The sequence below is a fragment of the Streptomyces sp. NPDC001480 genome (assembly GCF_042894725.1).
GTDB lineage: Bacteria > Actinomycetota > Actinomycetes > Streptomycetales > Streptomycetaceae > Streptomyces.
Genome location: NZ_JBIAVX010000001.1, coordinates 575,871 through 594,319, shown reverse-complemented (window position 1 = coordinate 594,319; position 18,449 = coordinate 575,871). Strand labels below are relative to the sequence as shown.

Here is an 18,449-nt window from a genome sequence, read left to right as displayed (position 1 = left end):
CCGGGCCAGCCGGTCCCGCCCCCGTAGGTCGGCGTCCATGGACCTCAACACCATCACCGAAGTAGTCCGGCGGCCGTCCGAGCGGCCAGGCGCGGACTGGCACGAGGGTGACGCCTGGCTCGCGGGCGGGACATGGCTCTACTCCACGGAGCAGCCGGAGCTGCGACGGCTGATCGACCTGACGGCGTTGCGCTGGGAGCCCCTCGTCCCGACGGACAAGGGCCTGGAGATCGGCGCCACCTGCACCGTTCGCGACCTGTACGCCTTCCCGTGGCCGCAGGACTGGACCGCCGGGATCCTCTTCCGGAAGAGCTGTGAGGCGTTCCTGTCCTCGTTCAAGGTCTGGAACGCGGCGACCGTCGGCGGGAACATCTGCATGTCCCTGCCCGCCGGCCCGATGATCACGCTGACGGTCGCGTTGGATGCGCGGTACGAACTGTGGGCACCCGACGGCTCCGTGCGCATCGTCGACGCCCTCGATTTCGTCACGGGCGACCACCGCAACATTCTCGCCCCCGGGGAGATCCTGCGACGCGTCACCGTTCCGGAGCACGCGGTGCGCGGACGCACCGCGCACCGCCGCTTCACGCTGACCCGGCTCGGCCGTTCGACGGTGTTCCTCGTCGGCACCCAACGGCTGGGAGCGAACAACCTGTTGCTCACCGTCACCGCCGGCACCACGCGGCCGGTCCGCATCGCCTTCGACTCCCTGCCCGATGCCCGAACCCTGCGGCAGAGCATCGACGCCGTGCCGGCCGACGTCTGGTTCGCCGATCCCAACGGAACCCCTGACCACCGCCGGCATCTGACCCGGCACTTCGCCGAGGAGATCCGCCGCGAACTCACGGCTGGGGACCTGGTATGAGCTACACCGTGAACGGCACGGAATTCGACCGGGAGCCCGCCCCCGGCCAGTGCCTGCGCACCTTCCTGCGCGAACTCGGCCACTTCGGCGTCAAGAAGGGGTGCGACGCGGGTGACTGCGGCGCCTGCACCGTGTGGCTGGACGGCACCCCCGTACACAGCTGCATCACCCCCGCGTTCCGCGCGGACCGCCGCGAGGTGACCACGATCGAGGGCCTCGGACGGCCCGGCGCCCCGCATCCCATGCAGCGGCAGTTCGAGGACGCCCCCGGCTTCCAGTGCGGTTTCTGCACCGCGGGGATGATCATGACGTCGGCGACCTTCACCGAGGAACAGAAGGCGGATCTGCCGACGGCGTTGAAGGGCAACCTCTGCCGCTGCACCGGATACCGGGCGATCGAGGACGCCGTGATGGGCGTCAGCGCGGTGGAGACCGCGGCGCCGGGCAAGGCCGTCGGGACGAGCGTCGGCGCGCCCGCGGGCCACGACGTGGTGACCGGTCACGCCGAGTTCACCATGGACACGCGGATCGACGGCCTGCTGCACCTCAAGGTGCTGCACTCACCCCACGCGCACGCCCGGATCGCCTCGATCGACAAGAGCGCCGCGCTCGCGGTGCCGGGCGTGCACCGGGTCTACACCTGGCAGGACGTGCCCCGTCGGCGCTTCACCACGGCGATCCACACCGACCACCTGGTCGACCCGGACGACACCTGCGTCCTCGACGACACGGTCCGCTTCGTGGGCCAGCGTGTCGCCGCCGTCCTGGCCGACACCGTAGGGGCGGCGGAGGAGGGCTGCCGACGACTGGCGGTCGAGTACGAGGTGCTGCCGGCGGTGTTCGACCCCGAGACGGCGATGGCCGACGGCGCACCCCAACTGCACGGCTCGTACGATCCGTTCGTCCGCGACCCCGCCCACAACATCCTGATCGAACTCCACTCGCACATCGGTGACGTCGACGCGGGGTTCGCCGCGGCCGACGTGATCCACGAAGGCACCTACTTCTCACCGCGGGTGCAGCACGCGCATCTGGAGACCCACGGCTCGATCGCCTGGACGGAGGGCGGCCGGCTGAACGTCCGCACCAGCTCGCAGTCGCCGTCGATCGCGAAGGTCAAACTGGAGTACCTGTTCGCGCTCCGCCCGGACCAGGTGAGGGTGTTCTGCAAGCGCGTCGGCGGCGGGTTCGGCGGCAAGCAGGAAGTGATCACGGAGGACCTGGTCGCGCTCGCCACCCTGGACACCGGGCGGCCCACCTGCCTGGAGTTCACCCGCGAGGAGGAGTTCACCACGGCCTCGCCACGGCACCCGATGACCCTCACGGTCAGGCTCGGAGCGAAAGCCGACGGCACGCTCACCGCCCTCCAGGTGCGCAACGTCTCGAACACGGGCGCCTACGGCAACCACGGCGGCGAAACGCTGTACGCGGGCGGCGCCGCCGTCATGATCTACCGCTGCCCCAACAAGAAGTACGACGCGTACTCCGTCTACACGAACACCGTGCCGAGCGGCGCGCTGCGGGGTTACGGGATGACGCAGCCGGCGTTCGCCGTGGAGTCCGCGATGGACGAACTGGCCCGCGCCCTGCGCCTCGACCCGCTGGAACTACGACGGCGCAACATCGTGCGGCCGGGGGAGCCCCTTCTCGCCCTGCACGACGGCCCCGACGACGTGCTCTTCACCGAGGACGGACTCGCCAAGTGCATCGACCTGGTGGGCGACGCCCTGGCCCGTACGGCCGACCGGCCGCCTCCCGGCCCCCAGTGGCTCCTCGGAGCCGGCGTGGCGAGTTCCCTGCACGAGACCGCGCCCCCGACGGAACACCTCTCCGAGGCCTGGGTCACCCTGGGCGACGACCTCGTCTACGAACTTGCCGTCGGCACCCCCGAGTTCGGGGAGGGAACCTCCACGGCCCATGTCCAGATCGCGGCCGGCCAACTGGGCACGACCCCGTCCCGCATCCGTCTGGTGCAGTCCGACACCGACCGCACGGGATTCGACACCGGTGCCTTCGCGAGCGCGGGCCTCTTCGTGGCGGGCAACGCGGTCCTGCGGGCGGCGGGCGCCGTGCGCGACCGCATCCTGGAGTTCGCCGCCGCGCACACGGGCGTCCACGTCGTGATGTGCACGATGGACGACGACGGCGTCGTCTGCGGGGACCGGCGGATGTCGCTGGCCGAACTCGTCGCGCTGGCCCGGGCGCGCGGCATCCGTTTCACCGCCGCGCGCAAGGCGTACGGCTCGCCCCGGAGCGTCACCTCCAACACGCAGGGATTCAGGGTGGCCGTGCACCGCGTGACCGGGGAGATACGGATCCTGTACAGCGTGCAGGCGGCGGACGCCGGAATGGTCATCAACCCGGCGCAGGTCCGGGGACAGGTGGAGGGCGGTGTCGCCCAGGGGATCGGCTTCGCGCTGACCGAGAACCACCACGTCGACGACAGCGGCGTCATGGTCAACCCGAACCTCCGCAACTACCGGATCCCCGCCTTCGCCGACATCCCCCGCACCGAGGTCCTCCTGGTGGGCTCGGCGGATTCGGTGGGGCCCATGCGGGCGAAGGGCATGGCCGAGTGCTGTATCAACCCGGTGGCCCCCGCGCTCGCGAACGCGGTGCACGACGCCACGGGCGTCCGGTACCGGGCGCTGCCGCTGACTCCGGAACGCATTTACGGCCGCCTCCCCGCGGAGCAGTCGGTGTCGACAGGTTGAGCCGCATGAACACCGAAAAGAACGTAGCCGCCGCGGCGACGGCGATCATCGGGCAGAAGGTACGGCCCGGGCTCGAGCGGGAGTTCGCATCGTGGCAGGAGGACCTCAACACCGCGGCCGCCCACTACCCCGGCTTCCTCGGTGCCGAGGTCTCCCCGCCGACACCGCTCCAGCCCGACTGGGTCGTCGTGTACCGGTTCGACTCGGTGGCGCACCTCCAGGCGTGGATCAACAGCGGGACCAGGCAGACGTATCTCGACGTGGGCGCCGAATACTTCGACGGCCCGGCGACCCAGCAGGTTCTCAGCAGCGACACCCGGTCACTGGATCCGCTGGTCACGGTGGTGGTCACCCACCGCGTCCCCCCGAACCAGGTCGACGACTTCCTCGACTGGCAGCAGCACATGGTCCAGGAGGAGAGCAGGTTCGAGGGGTTCCGCGGGACCGAGCTCTTCCGCCCCATCGAGGGGCTTCAGGAGGAATGGACCACGCTGTACCGCTACGACAGCGCCGAGCACCTCGACGCCTGGCTGACGTCGCCCGAGCGGCAAACGGTCCTGGCCGAGGGCGAGAAGTTCAGCGACTTCAGGCTGCGCACCATCGACAACTCGTTCGGCAGCTGGTTCGCCTTCGAGGGCGACGGCAAGGAGGCGCCGCAGCCGCCCTCCGAGACCAGGACCTCCCTCGCCGTCTGGGTCGGCCTCTACCCGACCGTCGTGCTGCTGACGCTCGCCCTGTCCCCGCTGCACATGCCGCTCTGGATCGGCCTGCTCGTGGGCAACCTGCTGTCGAGCTTCATCATGAGCTTTGTGACGATGCCCTACTACGTGAACCCGCTGCTCGGGCGATGGCTGCGGCCGCCCCCGAACGAACCGGCGGCGAGAACCAACCTCCGTGGCCTCGGTCTCGTCGCCGCGGTGATGGCCTTCTGGGCCGTCGTCTTCTACGTCGTCACGGTCCGGTTGTGGACGCTGCCCTGACCGGCGGCAGCCGACCGGACACGGGTCTTTGCGACGTCACACGCGGCGCGGGCCGGCGATCGCCGCCGGCCCGCGCTCTGTCCGTCTGTCTGTCGTCAGCCGCCGGTCGTCAGCCGAGCAGCTTGCTCGCCAGCGTCGCGGCGTTGTAGGAGCCCCAGCCGGTGGTGAAGTCCCAGCCGCTCGCGGCGGAGTAGGCGCCGTTGCTGCCGCTGGTGATGTCGTGGAAGCCGGTGCCGCTCGCCGTGTACAGAGCGGGGTTGGCGAAGCCGAGGTTGGCCTTGCCCTTCGCCGCGGCCTGCTGGTTGTAGAGGGCCGCGAACGCCGCCCACTCGGGGGCCGCCGCGCTGGTGCCGCCGACCGAGGACCACGAGCCCTGCGAGTAGATGGAGACACCGGGGCTCGGGTTGGCGTGCGCCGAGACGTCCGGTACCTGGCGGTAGCCGCCGCCGGCGTTCTTCTGGACCGCGGTCTGCCAGCTGGGGATCTTGAAGACGGAGGACTTGCCGCCACCGCCGCCGGACCAGGCCACCTCCTTGCTCCAGGCGTTGGCGGAGGTGACGGTCAGCTTCGTGCCGCCGACGCCGGTGACGTACGGGTCGCTGGCCGGGTAGTCGACGGAGGTGCCGCCGTCGCCCGCGTCGTCGGAGCCGTCGTCGCCGGAGGCCGCGTAGAAGCCGAGGCCCTGGGCGGCGCCGGCCTTGAAGACGGCGTCGACCGCGTTGATGCCCGAGGTGGTGCGGGCGCTCTCGGCGGCACCCCAGCTGATCGAGGTGGTCGGGATGCCGCTGTCGACGATGGCCTGGTAGGTGTCCACCTCGCCGGCGTCGGAGTTCGGGCCCTCGAACACGGTGACGTTCGCCTTGGGGGCGATCGCGTGCAGGACCTCGATGTCCAGCTCGACCTCGACCTGTCCGTCGCCGAGCGAGCCGGAGCCGCCGTCCACCTTCTGCACGGTCGGGGTGGGCGAACCCAGGCCGTAGTAGTTGTCGTAGGCGGTGATGTTGGACTGCTGGAAGCCGTCGAACTCGATGAGCGCGATCTTCTGCCCGCTGCCGGTGTACGTACCGGAGACGTTGTAGCCGCCCTTGAGCTGGGCCGGGGTGTAGCCGCCGCCGGGGCCGTTGTGCGGGCTGACGGTGTGCGGCGTCGCCTGGTGGTGCAGCTGGACGCGGTTGTTGAGGCCCGCCACGTCACTGACCAGCCAGGCGAGGGAGGACGGCAGCTTCGGCGCGGTGTCGTTCGCGTAGAAGGAGCGGCCCGACCCGGTGTCCTTCCAGGTCGACAGCTTGGTCCCGAACGCCTTCCGCAGCTGGGCGGCGGTGCCGCTGGCGTCGACCAGCAGGTTGCCCGAGTGGACCTTGCCGACGGTGAGGCCCTGGGCGCGCAGGTAGTCCTCGAGTCGCTCGACCTCGGCGTCGGTCCGGCCGAAGCGGGCCGCGAACTGGTGCTTCGTCAGGTAGTGGCCGTAGGAACTCGACCGCGGGTCGCTGACCTCGGCGACGAAGGTGTCGAGCGCCGTGCCGCCTCTGGGAGTCAGGCTGATCGCCACCGGTATCCGCTTCCCGGCCGCGACGTCTCCGGTGCGGGTGGCGTTCTGCTTCAGGCCCGGCAGGACGTCTCCGGCGATGGCGGCACGGGTCGCGTGCGGCTGTGGGGCGTTGGCGGCATGGGCGCTGGGGACGACCGCGGTGACCAGGGCCGGCGCGGCGACCAGACCGAGCAGTCTCAGACGTGACTTCATGCAAGTTCTCCGGGGAGTGGGGGAGTTGCTCCGGAAGCGGAACGGCTTCAACGTAGGAGCACCGGCCCCGCCCCCGTAAGCGGGGGAACCCTTGCGTCACGTGTTAACGGCCGATGTCACGTCAACGGCGTGTGTCGGAACACCGCGGGTCCGGTCACGGTCTGGGCCGGCTCACCGTCACGGCCCGCTCCGGGAGATCCGCTCGGCCGTCGTCGCCGGAGCCGACGGCCGTCCCGGAGGCGATGACGGCGACCGCCATCGCGTGGGCGAGCGCGGTACGCGAACGGAGCCCGAGCTTGCGGTAGATCCGCGACAGGGTTCCTTCCACCGTCTTGACGCTGATGAACAGCTTCGCGGCGACCTCCCGGTTGGTGGCCCCGCTCCCGACCAGCTCGGCGATCCTGGCCTCGGTGGGGGTGAGTTCGGGGCCGCCCGCGCCCGCCTCACCGCTCCGGTCCCCGGCGTCCAGCCGCGACAGCTCGTCCCTGACCCGCGCCGCGAGAGGAGCGGCGCCGATGCGTGCGGCGATCTCCAGTGCCTCGCCCAGAGCCGCGCGCGCCGCACTCCGGCGACGCGCGCGGCGCTCGACCGCGCCGAGCGAGATCAGGGTGCGCACCAGCTCGACCGGCAGGGGGAGTTGCCGCAGGAGGTCCACCGCGGCACGCAGCCGCGCCGCCCCTTCCTTCGCCCGGCCGGCCCCCGCCTCCCGCAGCCCCTCCGCCCGTTGCAGAGCCGCCAGCGCGCTGCCGGGAGTGTCGTCGCCCACCCGCGCGTGGGCCTCGCGGACGACGGCCTCGGCCTCGTCGGTCTCGCCCAGGAGGACCAGGGCTTCGGCCAGGTCGGCGTACCAGTGCAGCAAGGGCGGGTCGGCGGCGCACATGGCCGTCCCGAGTTCTCTGACGCGTTGCAGCGCCTCGACCGCGGAGGCGGCCCCGCGTGGGCCGCCGGCGAGCAGCTCGGCCTGCCCGAGCACGGCCAGCGCACGCAGCAGGAACAACCGGTCGCCGTCGGCTTCCGACGCGCGTACCGCCTGCTCGGCCAGCTGCCGGGCCTCCTCGGCGGTGCCGCCCGCGTTGGCCGCCAGCGCGGCCGCGTACAGCGCGGGAGCCGCCTGGGGCATGGCGCGCGTGCAGCGTGCCGCGGTGTGCAGCGCCTCGCGGCAGTGCCCGGCCCGCACCTGGATCCGCGTCAGTGACACCAGAGTCGCGAGGACCTCCTCGACGCCGGCGAACTCCCCGATGGAGGCCAGGACTTCGACGACCTGCCCGCGGGCCTCGGTCACCCTGTCGGAGTCCAGCGCGAGGATGGCCCGCATCCGGATCAGCCGCCAGCTCTGCGGACCGCCGTCGGCGCCCCCGGCCAGGGCGAGCGCCTCCTCGAGCGCGGCGTCCGCCGCGACCGGATCGCCGACCAGGGACCGCACCCGGGCGAGAGTGGCGAGCGCCCCGATCCGGGTCTCCGTGTCGCCCGCCACGGCCGCCTGCCGGGCAGCGCGCCGCGCGTGCCGGGTCGCCTCCTCCAACTCCCCGCACAGCAGGCCGCGTACGGCCGCCCAGTGGTGCAGCGGGGCCTCGGCCTCCGGATCGCCGACGGCGTCCCGCAGACCTTCCTCGATCAGCGCGTGGGTCCCCTCCAGCGCCTGCCCGGCGTTGCGCAGCAGGACCAGCCGGGCCCGTACCCGACGCAGTGCCGAGTCGGATTCGGCAAGGACCGTCCGGGCGGCCTCGGCCGACTCCTCCTGCCGGCCGGCGTCGCACGCGTAGCCCGCCGCGGCCAGCAGCCGGTCGGCCCGGTCCGCGGGCCGGGCGCCCGGGGTGCGGAGGGCGGCGAGCCCGGCCAGTTCGCAGGCGGTCCCGAGCGCGCCGTCGCGACGCGCGGACTCCGCCGCGGACATCAGTGTGCGGGCGGTGTCCTCGTCCTCGTGCGGGCGGGCGTGAGCGAGGTGGCGGGCCCGTTCGACGGGGTCGGTGATCGCGCGGGCCAGCAGCGCGTGCGCCTGCCGGCGGTCGTGCTCCGGTGCGTCGGCATAGACGGCGGCCCGGATCAGCGGGTGCCGGAAACGTATGGTTCCGCCGGTGTCGGTCGTCGCCACCCCGAGCCGTTCGGCCTCCGCCAGGTCCGCGGCGGGGTCGGGGAGCCCGGCGGCACGCAGCAGGGTGAGGTCGGGGCGGGCGGCGGCGCTGGTGACAAGGAGGGTGCGCCGCGCCGTCTGCGGCAGCGTGTGCGTCCGGCCCAGAAGCAGGGTGCGCAGTCTTCGCGGCACGGGCAGCGGCGCACCGGGGGCCACGGGTTCCGGGCCGCGCAGGGCCGCTCGCCCCAACTCCAGTGCGTACAACGGGTTTCCGGCGGCGGTGTCCTGGATCGCCCGCAGCACCCCCGGTGGCGGGTCGGCACCGGAGCCGGCGCGCACGAGCCGCGCCACCTCGTCGTCCGTCAGGGGTGGCACCGGAAGTTCGGTGGTGCCCGGTGGGCAGCAGCGCAGTCGCTCGGGCTGTTCACCGTCCGCCACCCGCTCGGCGGCCACCACCCGTACGTCCAGGCCGTCGAGACGGCGTACGGCGAAGGCCAGCAGCCCGGCGGTGAACTCGTCGAGCCACTGCAAGCCGTCGAGGACCAGGACGACGGGGCCCACGGCGGCCAGAGTGCGCAGCACCTCGAGGAACGCGACGCGCAACGCGAGACGGCCGCGGCCGTCCGCAGGTTCCGTACCACGCAGCAGGGCCGCTCTCAGTGCCGTACGGGGTTCGGGCGCGAGGCTCTCCAGGCAGCTTTCCGGCACCTGCGCGAACAGGTCGACGAGCCCGACGAACGGGAGCCGGGCGTCCTCCTCCGCGGGCGAGCAGCGCAGCACGGCGCCGAGCGGCGGGGCGTGCGCGGTCAGGGACGCCGTGAGGGCGGCCACGAGTGTGGACTTGCCCATCCCCAGGGGGCCGTGGAAGAGCACTCCGGGACGGTCCGTCAGTTCGGCCCGGGCGGCGTCCAGCAGCTCGCGGCGTCCGGGCAGTGACCGTGCCCCCACCACCGCCGCCCGCAAGATCATGTGTTCATGACAACTCGGCCGGATCGGCCTTGTCAATGACAACTGGACCGCTGTCAGGGCTTGCGGCGGGCGAACGGAGACGCCCCCGGGTTCGCCACCTGCTGCCGGGACCCCTGGTCCCGGGGATGCGCACCCCCGGGAACAGCGGCTCCGGGCGGTGTCACCGGTCGGCCGCCACCGTGGGTCCAACTACCGTTTTTCTCACGGGGCTTGTCGCTCTGACGGGCGGACGCCCGGTGGCGGACGGTCAGTGGCAACAGACGGCGCCGGACTGAAGGCACAGGTCGACGTGCGGACGTCCCACGAGCAGGGCGGCGGCAGCTGTCATGGCTGCAAGTACGCGTGCTCCGCGCTCTCGGTTCAACGCGGGCCCTGGTCTGCGGTGTGCCAGAAGCGATGTCCTCGATCAGTCAAGCGATGACGAGCTGCCCGTCGTCGCCGGGTCATTGACGTGGCTGACACGCAGATCGCCTGCACGGCTCGCTCCGGACCCGCCGCGGATGTGCCGGCCCGTCGAGTGCTAGGGCGAGGTGGGCAGGTGCGGGGAGCGGAGCACGAGCAGGGTGATCTCGCTGGGGGCGAAGACACGGAACGGCGGGCCCCAGAAGCCGGTGCCGCGGCTGGTGTAGAGGAGGGTGCGGGTGCCGTGGTGGCTGAGGCCGGCGAGGGCGGGCTGGTCGATGCGGACCAGGTGGTGGAAGGGCCAGATCTGGCCACCGTGGGTGTGGCCGGAGAGCTGGAGGTCGATGCCGGCGGCCGCTGCCCTGTCGACGAACTTGGGCTGGTGTGCCAGGAGCAGGACGGGCAGGTCGGGGTCGGCGCCGTTCAACGCTCCGGCGAGGTGGGCGCGGTGGCCTGCCAGGCCGGACGACTCGGCGGTCACGTCGTCCACGCCGGCGACCACGAGGGTGGCGCCGCCGCGTTCGAGCAGCAGGTGGCGGTTGCGCAGCGGCTCCCAGCCCAGCTCGTCCATCAGGTCGACCCAGCCCTGGGCCTCGCTGTAGTACTCGTGGTTGCCGGTGACGTACACACGGGCATGGGTGGCCCGCACGGTACCGAGTGGGACGGCCTGGGCGCGGCGGCGTTCGGCCGTGCCGTCCGCGATGTCGCCGGTGTGGCAGACCAGGTCGGCTTCCAGGGTGTTCACGGTCTCGCACACCCGTGCCGACCAGCGGGCTCGATCGAGCGGGCCGTAGTGGGTGTCGGTGATGAGGACGACGCGGGTGCCGTCCAGCCCGGCACCCAGTCGCGGCAGTCGCACGTCGAGTCGGCGCACGCGTGGCACGCGGCGGGCCTCGGCGTACCCCCAGGCGAGCACTACGGCGGTCACGCCGAGGACGGCCCAGGTGACGATGCGGGCCCGGTCCTGACTCTCGCCGACGTCGGCCACGGTCAGGGTGAACCGCAGGAGGACGCCGAGCAGAACGGACCAGGTGAACAGGACCCAGCTGGTGCCCAGCAGGGTGTCACCGACGATCGCCGCCAGGTCCTGCTGGCGCCGCCCGTGACCGCGCACCATCGCGAGCGGCATACCGACGAGCCCGAGGGCGAACAGGGCGGTACCGGCCAGCGTGACGGTCAGCGGCCAGTGCTGGCCGCTGTGCAGGAGCACCCAGCAGGGCACGGTCCACAACAGGACGGGGGCGATCAGAGGGATGTACCGCATCAGGCGGTGCAGTCGGCTCTGCCGCTGTGCATGTGCCGCACCTTCGGCGGGCCGGGTGTTGCTGGTGTCGGTCACGATTCCCCTCGCTAACCAGGCTGCCCTTGCGCGCACTGTATCCGGTCGCCCTCGGGGCGGGCCCGCCGGCAGCCGCTGCCGGCGAGGGCACCGGTCTGGTAGCGCGTGCGGATGTCGGCGGCCTGCACATACGTGAGTCCCCGCCGCGGCGCGGCGTGCCCGGCCGTCACGCCGTTGTAGATGAACGCGGCCGCGGTGACCGACAGCAGGACGGCACAGCCCAGCGCGGCGCGCCGAAGCCACCGCCGCGGCCGGGAGCGGTGCGGCTGGTGTCCGCTCTCGGCAGGGGGCGACGGCGGAGGGGAGGCAGGTTCGGCGCTCCCGTCTCCGTCTCCGTCGCCGTCCCCGGGTTCGGCTCCGGGTCGGCGAAGATCAGCTGTCACAGCTCACAGCATCGCCCATGGCACCACCGCGGTCATCCTCCGGTGGGCGCCATCGTGACTACTCCACTGGGTGTAGGGGAGTGCCGGGTGCGGCGGAGCGCCCGTCACCGACCGTGCGACGCACCACGCTGCGACGGGGTCGGCACGGACCGACTCGGCCTCCTCCAGCAGGTTCCACACCGGGGAAGCAAGGGGGTGCTCTGGAGGGGCGACGCGTCAGCGCATGCCGGCCGCATCGAGCAGGGTGGTCACCGTGGGCGTGACGAGCCCCGTCAGTTTGTCCGCTCCGATTCCCGCGCGGGCGCTGGCCCCGTCGAAGACCAGGCTGAGCTGACGGGCCAGCAGGTCGGGATCGCTCGCACCGCCCTGCTCGGCCTCAGCGCGGAAGAAGGCGGTCAGGTTCGCCTTGACCCGGTGGGCAACCCGACTCGCGGGATGGCTCTGCTCCTTGAGTTCGATCTGCACGGCCAGGTATCGGCAGCCTCGGAACTCGGGTGCGCCCGCCTGTGATTCCACCTGCTCGAAGACGTGGAGGATGCGCTCCCGAGGTGAACGGTTGTCATCCGCCGCGGGCAGGAGCGTCGCCGCGTAGGCGGAGGCGCGCTCCTCCAGGCTCGCCGCCAGCAGTTCGCCCTTGCTCTCGAACAGCTGGTACATGGAACGCTTCGACACCCCTGCCTCCTTGCACAGAGCGTCGACGCCGATACCGACACCGTCTCGGTAGGTGAGCGTCGCTGCCGCCTCCAGCAGCCGCTCCCGGGGACTTGGTTGCGCGTCGGTGGTCATGTCGCGAGGTTAACCCGACTCCGGCCAATTGAAAACCGATCGGTTTACACCGTTCGGCATCCCGGGCGTGCCGAACGAGACAGAGGAGGTGAGCGTACCGGTCCGGCCACGGCGGCGGGGGTGCTGCGGGTGCGCTTTCGACGCATGGGCCTCCTTCCGGGCTCTCGTTTCCGCGGGCCGCCCTTGGCGCTTGCGTTGGGAAACCGATCGGTTTACCGTGAAGGAAACCGATCGGTTTCTCTTTCTGTGGAGGCAGTCATGACCGCTTTGAAGGGCGCAAACGTCCTCGTCACCGGCGGCAGCCGGGGCATCGGCAAGGCCTTGGTGGAGGAGCTCTATGCGCGCGGCGCCGGCAAGGTCTACGCCACGGCCCGCGACCCGCGCAGCGTGACTCATCCCGACGCCGTTCCCGTGGCGCTGGAAGTCACCGACCCCGCCTCCGTGGCGGCCGCCGCCGCACAGGCGGGAGACGTCACCGTACTGATCAACAACGCGGGCGCCTCGGTCGGTGCGTCCTTCCTCGACTCCCCGGTCGACGACGTACGCCGGGAGTTCGAGACCAACTTCTACGGCCCGCTGCTGGTCACCAGGGCCTTCGTGCCGGTCATCGAGCGCAACGGCGGCGGGCACCTCCTCAACGTGCACTCCGTGCTCTCCTGGGTCGCCCTCGCCGGCTCCTACAGCGCTTCCAAGGCCGCCCTGTGGTCGCAGACCAACTCCCTGCGCCTGGAACTGCTGCCGCGCGGGATCGCTGTCACGGGACTGCACGTCGGTTACGTGGACACGGACCTGGCCGCCGGCGTCGACGCGCCCAAGTCCGCTCCCCGTGACGTCGCCGCACTGGCCCTCGACGGCGTCGAGACGGGAGCGTACGAGGTGCTCGCCGACGACATCTCGCGCCAGGTCAAGGCGGGCCTGTCCGGCGACCTCACCGCCCTGTACGCCCAACTGGCCAAGTAGAACGCGGGACCAGGAGCCGCCTGGATGCCTGCCGACGAGTCACGTCCCACGATGCGCATCCCGGGGCCCACCGGTCACACCACCGCCCCGCGCGCCGGCCGACGCCCTCGACCTGCCGGGACGGGCTGCTCCGAGATCGTGCACGGTGCGTCGTACGACGAGCCGGCCATGCGCGGGGGCGTCGAACGGCTCCTCACCGAACCGGACCTGCACGATGTCGGTGCGCATGGTCCACCCGCAGGTGGGGGAGGTACGGCTGGTGTACGAAACGCTCGGCCTGTCTGCCGACGACGACCAGCAGCTCGTCGTCCACCTGCCGGCCGACGACGCGAGCACCGCCGCACTCGACCGCCTCACCGGCCGTCGCCCCGGCGCCCTGCGGGCGGTCTGAGCGGTACCGTCGACACCTCCGTCAACGAGCCGTTTTCGTGTCCGCCGCGCTTGGCCACCTCGATCACGGCGTCGCCCCAGACCGCGTTGACTCCGCCGCGCTCCGGGAGCACCCCTGAGCGGTGCTCGCCGCGGACGGGGGGCGCCGTCCACGACCAGTGCCTCACCGTCGTCGAGGATGACGACGACCCCGTCGGCCCCGGTCGACCAGGCGCCCGGAGTGTCTGGGAAACGCGGCGGCTCTGACACTCAATGCCGCATGAAAAGCTACCTATCGCCGCCGTAGCACGGCATGTCGACAGGCGAGCCGTTGCTTCGTCTCGAAAGGTACTCGGGTAACGGGCGTATGGCGGGTACGCGAAGCCGTCGTTGCAATGTCAGGCCGGCAACCTCCTTTGGTTGACCAAGAGTTGGGGCCTGGATAGCGTCCCCGGCATGCCGATCTCCCTGCGGTTCACCCGGCGGCGCCCCGTTGATCTGCTGCGTGTCGCCGCCGCGCTCTGTAGCTGACCCTCACCTGCGCCCCGGTCAACAGCAGTCACCGCACATCCGCGAGGGAGTACCCGTGCACCCGCTCACCACCCGCCGCTCCGCCCTGAGGGCGCTGGGCTCGGCAGCCCTGCTGGCCGCCTCCGTCACCGTCCCGTCCGCCACGGCTGCCGTGGCGGGCGAACGGACGTCACGCCCGTCCGTGGCGCTCGACTGGTACGACCTGACGGCCGCCACCATCGCGGCCGCCGGCGCCGCCACCCAGATCACCAACAACCGTACCTGGGCCATCAGTTGGCTCGCGGCGGCCCGAGCCACCCGCGAGGTGCCGCCCGGCGTCGACCGGAGGGACTTCCAGGACGCGGCCCTGGCGTCCGCCGTACACGACGCCTTGCTTGCCCTGGTCCCGTCCCGCACCCAGGAACTGGATGCCGCGTTGCGCACCACGCTGGACCGCGTCCCGGGTGGGCCGGCCAAGTCGAAGGGCGTGGCGGCCGGTGCGCGCCAGGCACGGCTGGCCGTCGCTTCCCGCGAGGGCGACGGTCTCGACCCGGCCTCGGTCGACGCGCCCTTCACCGTGCCGCCCGCGGCTCCCGGTGTGTGGCAGCCGACACCGCCCGCCTACGCCCCCGCCGCGCAGTACGGCAACCGGCTCGCGAGACCCTTCCTGCTGGACGGCCCCGACCAGTACCGGCTGCCCGCACCGCCCGCCCTGGACTCCGCGCGCTACCGTGCCGACCTGGCCGAGGTACGGGCGTACGGGGCCCTGGACAGCACCGTGCGCACAGCGCTGCAGACCGAGACCGCCACCTTCTGGCTGGGCTCCTCACTGACGCTGTACACCGAGCCGCTGAGGGTCGCCCTGGCCCGGTCGCCACGCTCCGTCCCCGCACGGGCCGCGCTGGTGGCGCTGTTCCACATCGCCCTGGTGGACACGCAGATCGCCACCTCCGACACCAAGTACGCGTACCTGCGCTGGCGCCCCGTCACGGCCATCCGCGCCGGCACGATCGACCCTGACCCCGACTGGACGCCGCTGCACGTCACGCCGGCTCACCCCGACTACCCCAGCGGCCACAACACCTACTCGGGCGCGGCGGAAACGATCCTCACGGGGCTCACCGGGCCGCGGACCGCACCGTTCGAGCTGACCAGCCCCACCGCCCCCGGAGTGACGCGCACATACACGGCCTGGAGTCAGCTGTCCCAGGACAACGAGGACGCCCGCGTCCACTCCGGCATCCACACCCGCTCGGCCGACGTGGCCGGCCTCGCCCTCGGCAAGCGGGTGGCGGAGCACGGTCTGCGCAACGCGGAACGCCTGTTCGGCGTGTCGTGAACGATTCGGGATGAGGCCTCCCGGCGGCCGCGTCCCGAACCTGATCCGGATGACCCTGCACGCAGACCCCCGCCTCGCGCTTGTCCGGCCGGTCCAGCCGCTGACCCCGGAAGGGTGTCAGGAGTGTCTGGTGCCCGGCTCCCCGTGGGTCCACCTGAGGCTCTGCCTGACCTGCGGGCACGTCGGCTGCTGCGACTCCTCGCCGAACAAGCACGCGCGCAGGCACGCAGGTGCCGTCGCTCATCCGATCGTGCAGTCGTTCCAGCCCGGCGAGGACTGGCGCTGGTGCTACGTTCACGAGGCGTTCGTCTGATGTCCGGCGATCAGTCGCTGTCGGGCGGAGAACCGGTGCCGGGGAAAGCGGACGAGGCCGCCTTCTGGGAGACCCCGGACATCTACGGCGCGTATCCGCGCCTCACGGAGGACCAGGTAGCACGTCTGGCGGAGCACGGGCGACGCCGGAGCATGGCTCCGAACGACGTGCTGATCCGGGAGGGGGAGCGCTGCGAGACATTCTTCGTCGTCGCGGCTGCCGCGTGCCATGACACTCGACCGGAGGCCGAGTCCTCTGCGTCGACGCTGACGTGACACAGATCTCGATGTGCCTCCGGTAGACGGGTCTATGGTCTGGGCCCGTTTGTTGGCCGAAGGTGAGAAGTAAGGTTCATGAAGCGGACGGACCCTGACCGAAGCCGACGTGGCCGGTCTGCTCCACCCTGGAGCGCGCCCGACTTCGCCCGGAAGACCGGGAAGTCCCGTTCCATTTCCAGGAGGCGCGGCGCTCTCGGTCGCCGCGCCGTCACCCACCCCGGTGCGCGGGCCCGGATCCGTTACCTTCCGCAGCCAGGGTCGCTCGCACCCGCTGCTCTTCGCGAGCAGAGCCGACGTCCCGTTCCAGGGGTGTGCGGCTCACGGCTGTCGCGAGGTCTTCCAAGGCCCGTTTTTGCAGTTCCGCCTCGCGCCGCACGACCGGGACCCCGTTGCCGGCGGCGTCCTGCCACGCGTGGAGGGCCTCCTCCACGCGTGCCCAGTCCGGATTCCTGTGCTCGCGCACGGCGGCTGCTGCCTTCGCGGTGTCCGTCTCCAGGGCCTCGGCGAACCGCTCCGCCTCGGGGACGAAACGGCTGTCGGCCCGCGGGACGTGGCTCTCCATGAGCATCGCTGCCCGGCCGAACCCCTTGAGCGCCTCCTGCGCCTCCTGTGCCTCACGCGACGTCAGACCCCTGGGGCGGACCGGTTCCTGCCTCGCACGGTCGTATGCCTCCCGCCAGGCGGCACGTGCCTCCCTGCTCTCCAGCAGTGCCCGGCGCATGTCGGCGTGATGCTCCCGGGTCGGTTCGGCGTAGTCGCGGAGCACCGCGGCCGCGTAGCGGCCGTTGGCAGCGAGCCAGTCCGCGAGCCGGCCCGACAGCCGGGGTGTCTCCCATGCGGGGAACACCACGTACGCCAGCATCGCCAGGGCCCCGCCGAGCAGGGTGAGCACCACCCGCTCCGGGACCGTCTGCTCCCATGCCTGACCGCCCATGCCCAGCAGGAAGACGACGTACGCGGCGGTGAAGCACTGGGAGTAGGCGTACCCGGTACGGTTCAGCGTGTACGACAGGCCCGCCGAGACCACCGCCAGCGCGCCGGACACATGGGCGTCCGGGCCCAGGGCCCGCACCACGCCGGTGGCGAGCGCGACCCCCGCCAGGGTCCCGGCGAGACGGGCCACCGCACGCGCGTACGTCCGGTGGAAGTCCGGCCGCATCACCATCACCGAGGCGATGGGCGCCCAGTAGCCGTGGCCGAGGGGTAGCCGGGCGGCGATCAGATAACCGAGCGTGGCCACCGCCGCCAGGCGGACGGCGTGCCGGAACACGGGTGAGTCCCGGCGGGTCTCACGGCGGACAGCCCGGACGACGACCGGGACCAGCCGGAGCATCGTCGGGCGCACCAGAAACTGGGCGCCCGCGGGGCTGGGCGGCGCGGGCGTCCTTCCGCGCGCGCAGCCGCACTGGGCGATCTCCAACGCCTCGCCGAGCAGTTCCACGAGCCGCTCGGCGGCTTGCCGCGCGGGGCCCTCCAGCACCTCGTGCTCCTCGTCGACGCGCAGGACGTCCGTGCTCTCGGGCCGCACCTCGGCGGGAGTGCCGCGGCGGATCGAACGGGCGGCCGCATCCAGGACGTCGGCGGCCGCGTCGAGCAACTCCCGCGCGCGGTCCCGCCCGGGTCCCTCCGCCGGGGCGCCGACGTCCGGGTCGGCGAGCGCGGCGACGACCGGCCGAATGCGCTCGGCGAGTCCCCGGGGGCCGTGCAGGACGGGGGGACGGGTGCGGGCCTGTGACGGCGTCACGGCGGCCGCGTCCCGGGCCGTCATCAACGGCTCCGGGTCGAACGGGGCGGTCGGGTCGTGCCGCAACCGGCGGGCGTAGTCCGCCACGGCGGCCAGGGCGTCGGCGAGCGCGTCACGATGCGCTCCCCAACGCCGGATCGGGAACAGCAGTATCAGCACGGCCTGCGTCACGCCTCCGAGTGCGATGACTCCGGCGTGCTCCAGGGCTCGCCCGACGCTCGTGGGCAAGGTGATGGTCACCAGCATGCTGCCCACGGTCGTCGCTGCGACGATCCCAGCGGTCGATCCGACGGCCCACGCCATCCCCGCGGCAAAGGCCCATACGGCCAGCAGCGGCAGGAACGTCACAAGTCGCCCCGCCGCCAGATAGCCCACGAAGGTGCTGAGCGCCAGACCCGCGCCCGCGCCGAGCGCGACCACCTTGCGCGGACGCCAGCTGCGCTGGAAGGTGGCCCCACCCGCGGAGTAGGCGCCGAGGGCGGCGGACGCCGCATACGCAGGGGAGACCAGCCACAGCGCCGGCCCGATCACGATCGCCACCCCAGCGGCCGCGCGCAGCGCGAGCAGGGGCTCCAGCCGCGTCTCCTCGATCGTGAGCCCGGATCGCACGACCTCCCCGAAGGCCCGCAGCCACGTCACGGGTGTCCGCCTGGCCGGAACGCCCTGCCGCGTCGCGTCGGCCCGGT

The 18,449-nt window shown here is 72.1% G+C and carries 13 protein-coding genes and 3 pseudogenes; 9 read left to right on the top strand and 7 right to left on the bottom strand.

The genetic code is table 11. The features are described from left to right. Nucleotides 1–37: 37 nt before the first annotated feature. From ACFY01_RS02770 to ACFY01_RS02760, 3 genes are read left to right on the top strand one after another with little or no spacing between them, the layout of a single operon-like run. The gene (locus tag ACFY01_RS02770) at nt 38–865 is read left to right on the top strand and encodes an FAD binding domain-containing protein (RefSeq protein WP_390733811.1); all 828 of its coding nucleotides are present in this window, start codon (nt 38–40) and stop codon (nt 863–865) included. Further along, nucleotides 862–3,579, top strand: coding sequence for a molybdopterin-dependent oxidoreductase (locus ACFY01_RS02765; RefSeq protein ID WP_390733810.1), 2,718 nt, complete (start codon nt 862–864; stop codon nt 3,577–3,579). Before ACFY01_RS02770 ends, ACFY01_RS02765 begins: the two co-directional genes overlap by 4 nt. A 5-nt stretch (nt 3,580–3,584) precedes the next feature. Beyond that, a complete protein-coding gene (locus ACFY01_RS02760) occupies nt 3,585–4,559 on the top strand; it encodes an antibiotic biosynthesis monooxygenase (RefSeq protein ID WP_390733809.1) in 975 nt (324 codons plus the stop codon). Nucleotides 4,560–4,668: 109 nt separating this feature from the next. Here the strand turns inward: ACFY01_RS02760 and ACFY01_RS02755 are convergent, their stop codons facing one another. The 5 genes from ACFY01_RS02755 to ACFY01_RS02735 all read right to left on the bottom strand — a co-directional run bounded on the left by ACFY01_RS02755 (nt 4,669) and on the right by ACFY01_RS02735 (nt 12,250). After that, nucleotides 4,669–6,300, bottom strand: coding sequence for a protease pro-enzyme activation domain-containing protein (locus ACFY01_RS02755; RefSeq protein WP_390733808.1), 1,632 nt, complete (start codon nt 6,298–6,300; stop codon nt 4,669–4,671). 154 nt (nt 6,301–6,454) lie between these two features. Continuing rightward, nucleotides 6,455–9,340, bottom strand: coding sequence for an AAA family ATPase (locus ACFY01_RS02750; protein ID WP_390733807.1), 2,886 nt, complete (start codon nt 9,338–9,340; stop codon nt 6,455–6,457). A 520-nt stretch (nt 9,341–9,860) separates the two neighbouring features. Then, nucleotides 9,861–11,081, bottom strand: coding sequence for a metallophosphoesterase (locus ACFY01_RS02745; RefSeq protein WP_390733806.1), 1,221 nt, complete (start codon nt 11,079–11,081; stop codon nt 9,861–9,863). A gap of 11 nt (nt 11,082–11,092) precedes the next feature. Next, nucleotides 11,093–11,464 (bottom strand): hypothetical protein, encoded by a 372-nt coding sequence (locus tag ACFY01_RS02740; RefSeq protein ID WP_390733805.1) that lies wholly within the window; start codon nt 11,462–11,464, stop codon nt 11,093–11,095. 216 nt (nt 11,465–11,680) lie between these two features. Further along, nucleotides 11,681–12,250, bottom strand: coding sequence for a TetR/AcrR family transcriptional regulator (locus tag ACFY01_RS02735; RefSeq protein WP_390733804.1), 570 nt, complete (start codon nt 12,248–12,250; stop codon nt 11,681–11,683). 258 nt (nt 12,251–12,508) lie between these two features. On the opposite strand from ACFY01_RS02735, the gene ACFY01_RS02730 reads away from it, so the two are divergent. From ACFY01_RS02730 to ACFY01_RS02720, 3 genes and pseudogenes are all read left to right on the top strand, one after another. Beyond that, a complete protein-coding gene (locus tag ACFY01_RS02730) occupies nt 12,509–13,210 on the top strand; it encodes an SDR family oxidoreductase (protein ID WP_390733803.1) in 702 nt (233 codons plus the stop codon). Nucleotides 13,211–13,234: 24 nt separating this feature from the next. Next, a pseudogene (locus ACFY01_RS02725) lies at nt 13,235–13,453 on the top strand (alpha/beta hydrolase); the annotation flags it as partial. Then, nucleotides 13,431–13,601, top strand: a pseudogene (locus ACFY01_RS02720) (transcriptional regulator); the annotation flags it as partial. The pseudogenes ACFY01_RS02725 and ACFY01_RS02720, both read left to right, overlap by 23 nt. Before the next feature lie 34 nt (nt 13,602–13,635). Here ACFY01_RS02720 and ACFY01_RS02715 read toward each other — a convergent pair. Further along, nucleotides 13,636–13,840 (bottom strand): annotated as a pseudogene (locus tag ACFY01_RS02715) (hypothetical protein); the annotation flags it as partial. 325 nt (nt 13,841–14,165) lie between these two features. Here ACFY01_RS02715 and ACFY01_RS02710 point away from each other — a divergent pair. From ACFY01_RS02710 to ACFY01_RS02700, 3 genes are read left to right on the top strand one after another with little or no spacing between them, the layout of a single operon-like run. Beyond that, complete coding sequence (locus ACFY01_RS02710; protein WP_390733802.1) at nt 14,166–15,428, top strand: vanadium-dependent haloperoxidase; 1,263 nt, start codon at nt 14,166–14,168, stop codon at nt 15,426–15,428. Nucleotides 15,429–15,477: 49 nt separating this feature from the next. Beyond that, nucleotides 15,478–15,741, top strand: a complete 264-nt coding sequence (locus ACFY01_RS02705) for a UBP-type zinc finger domain-containing protein (RefSeq protein WP_390733801.1) — start codon at nt 15,478–15,480, stop codon at nt 15,739–15,741. Continuing rightward, complete coding sequence (locus ACFY01_RS02700; protein ID WP_390733800.1) at nt 15,741–16,016, top strand: hypothetical protein; 276 nt, start codon at nt 15,741–15,743, stop codon at nt 16,014–16,016. The genes ACFY01_RS02705 and ACFY01_RS02700 overlap by 1 nt, the downstream gene beginning before the upstream one ends. Before the next feature lie 211 nt (nt 16,017–16,227). On the opposite strand, the gene ACFY01_RS02695 is transcribed toward ACFY01_RS02700, so the two are convergent. After that, a complete protein-coding gene (locus tag ACFY01_RS02695) occupies nt 16,228–18,402 on the bottom strand; it encodes an FUSC family protein (RefSeq protein ID WP_390733799.1) in 2,175 nt (724 codons plus the stop codon). Nucleotides 18,403–18,449: the final 47 nt, after the last annotated feature.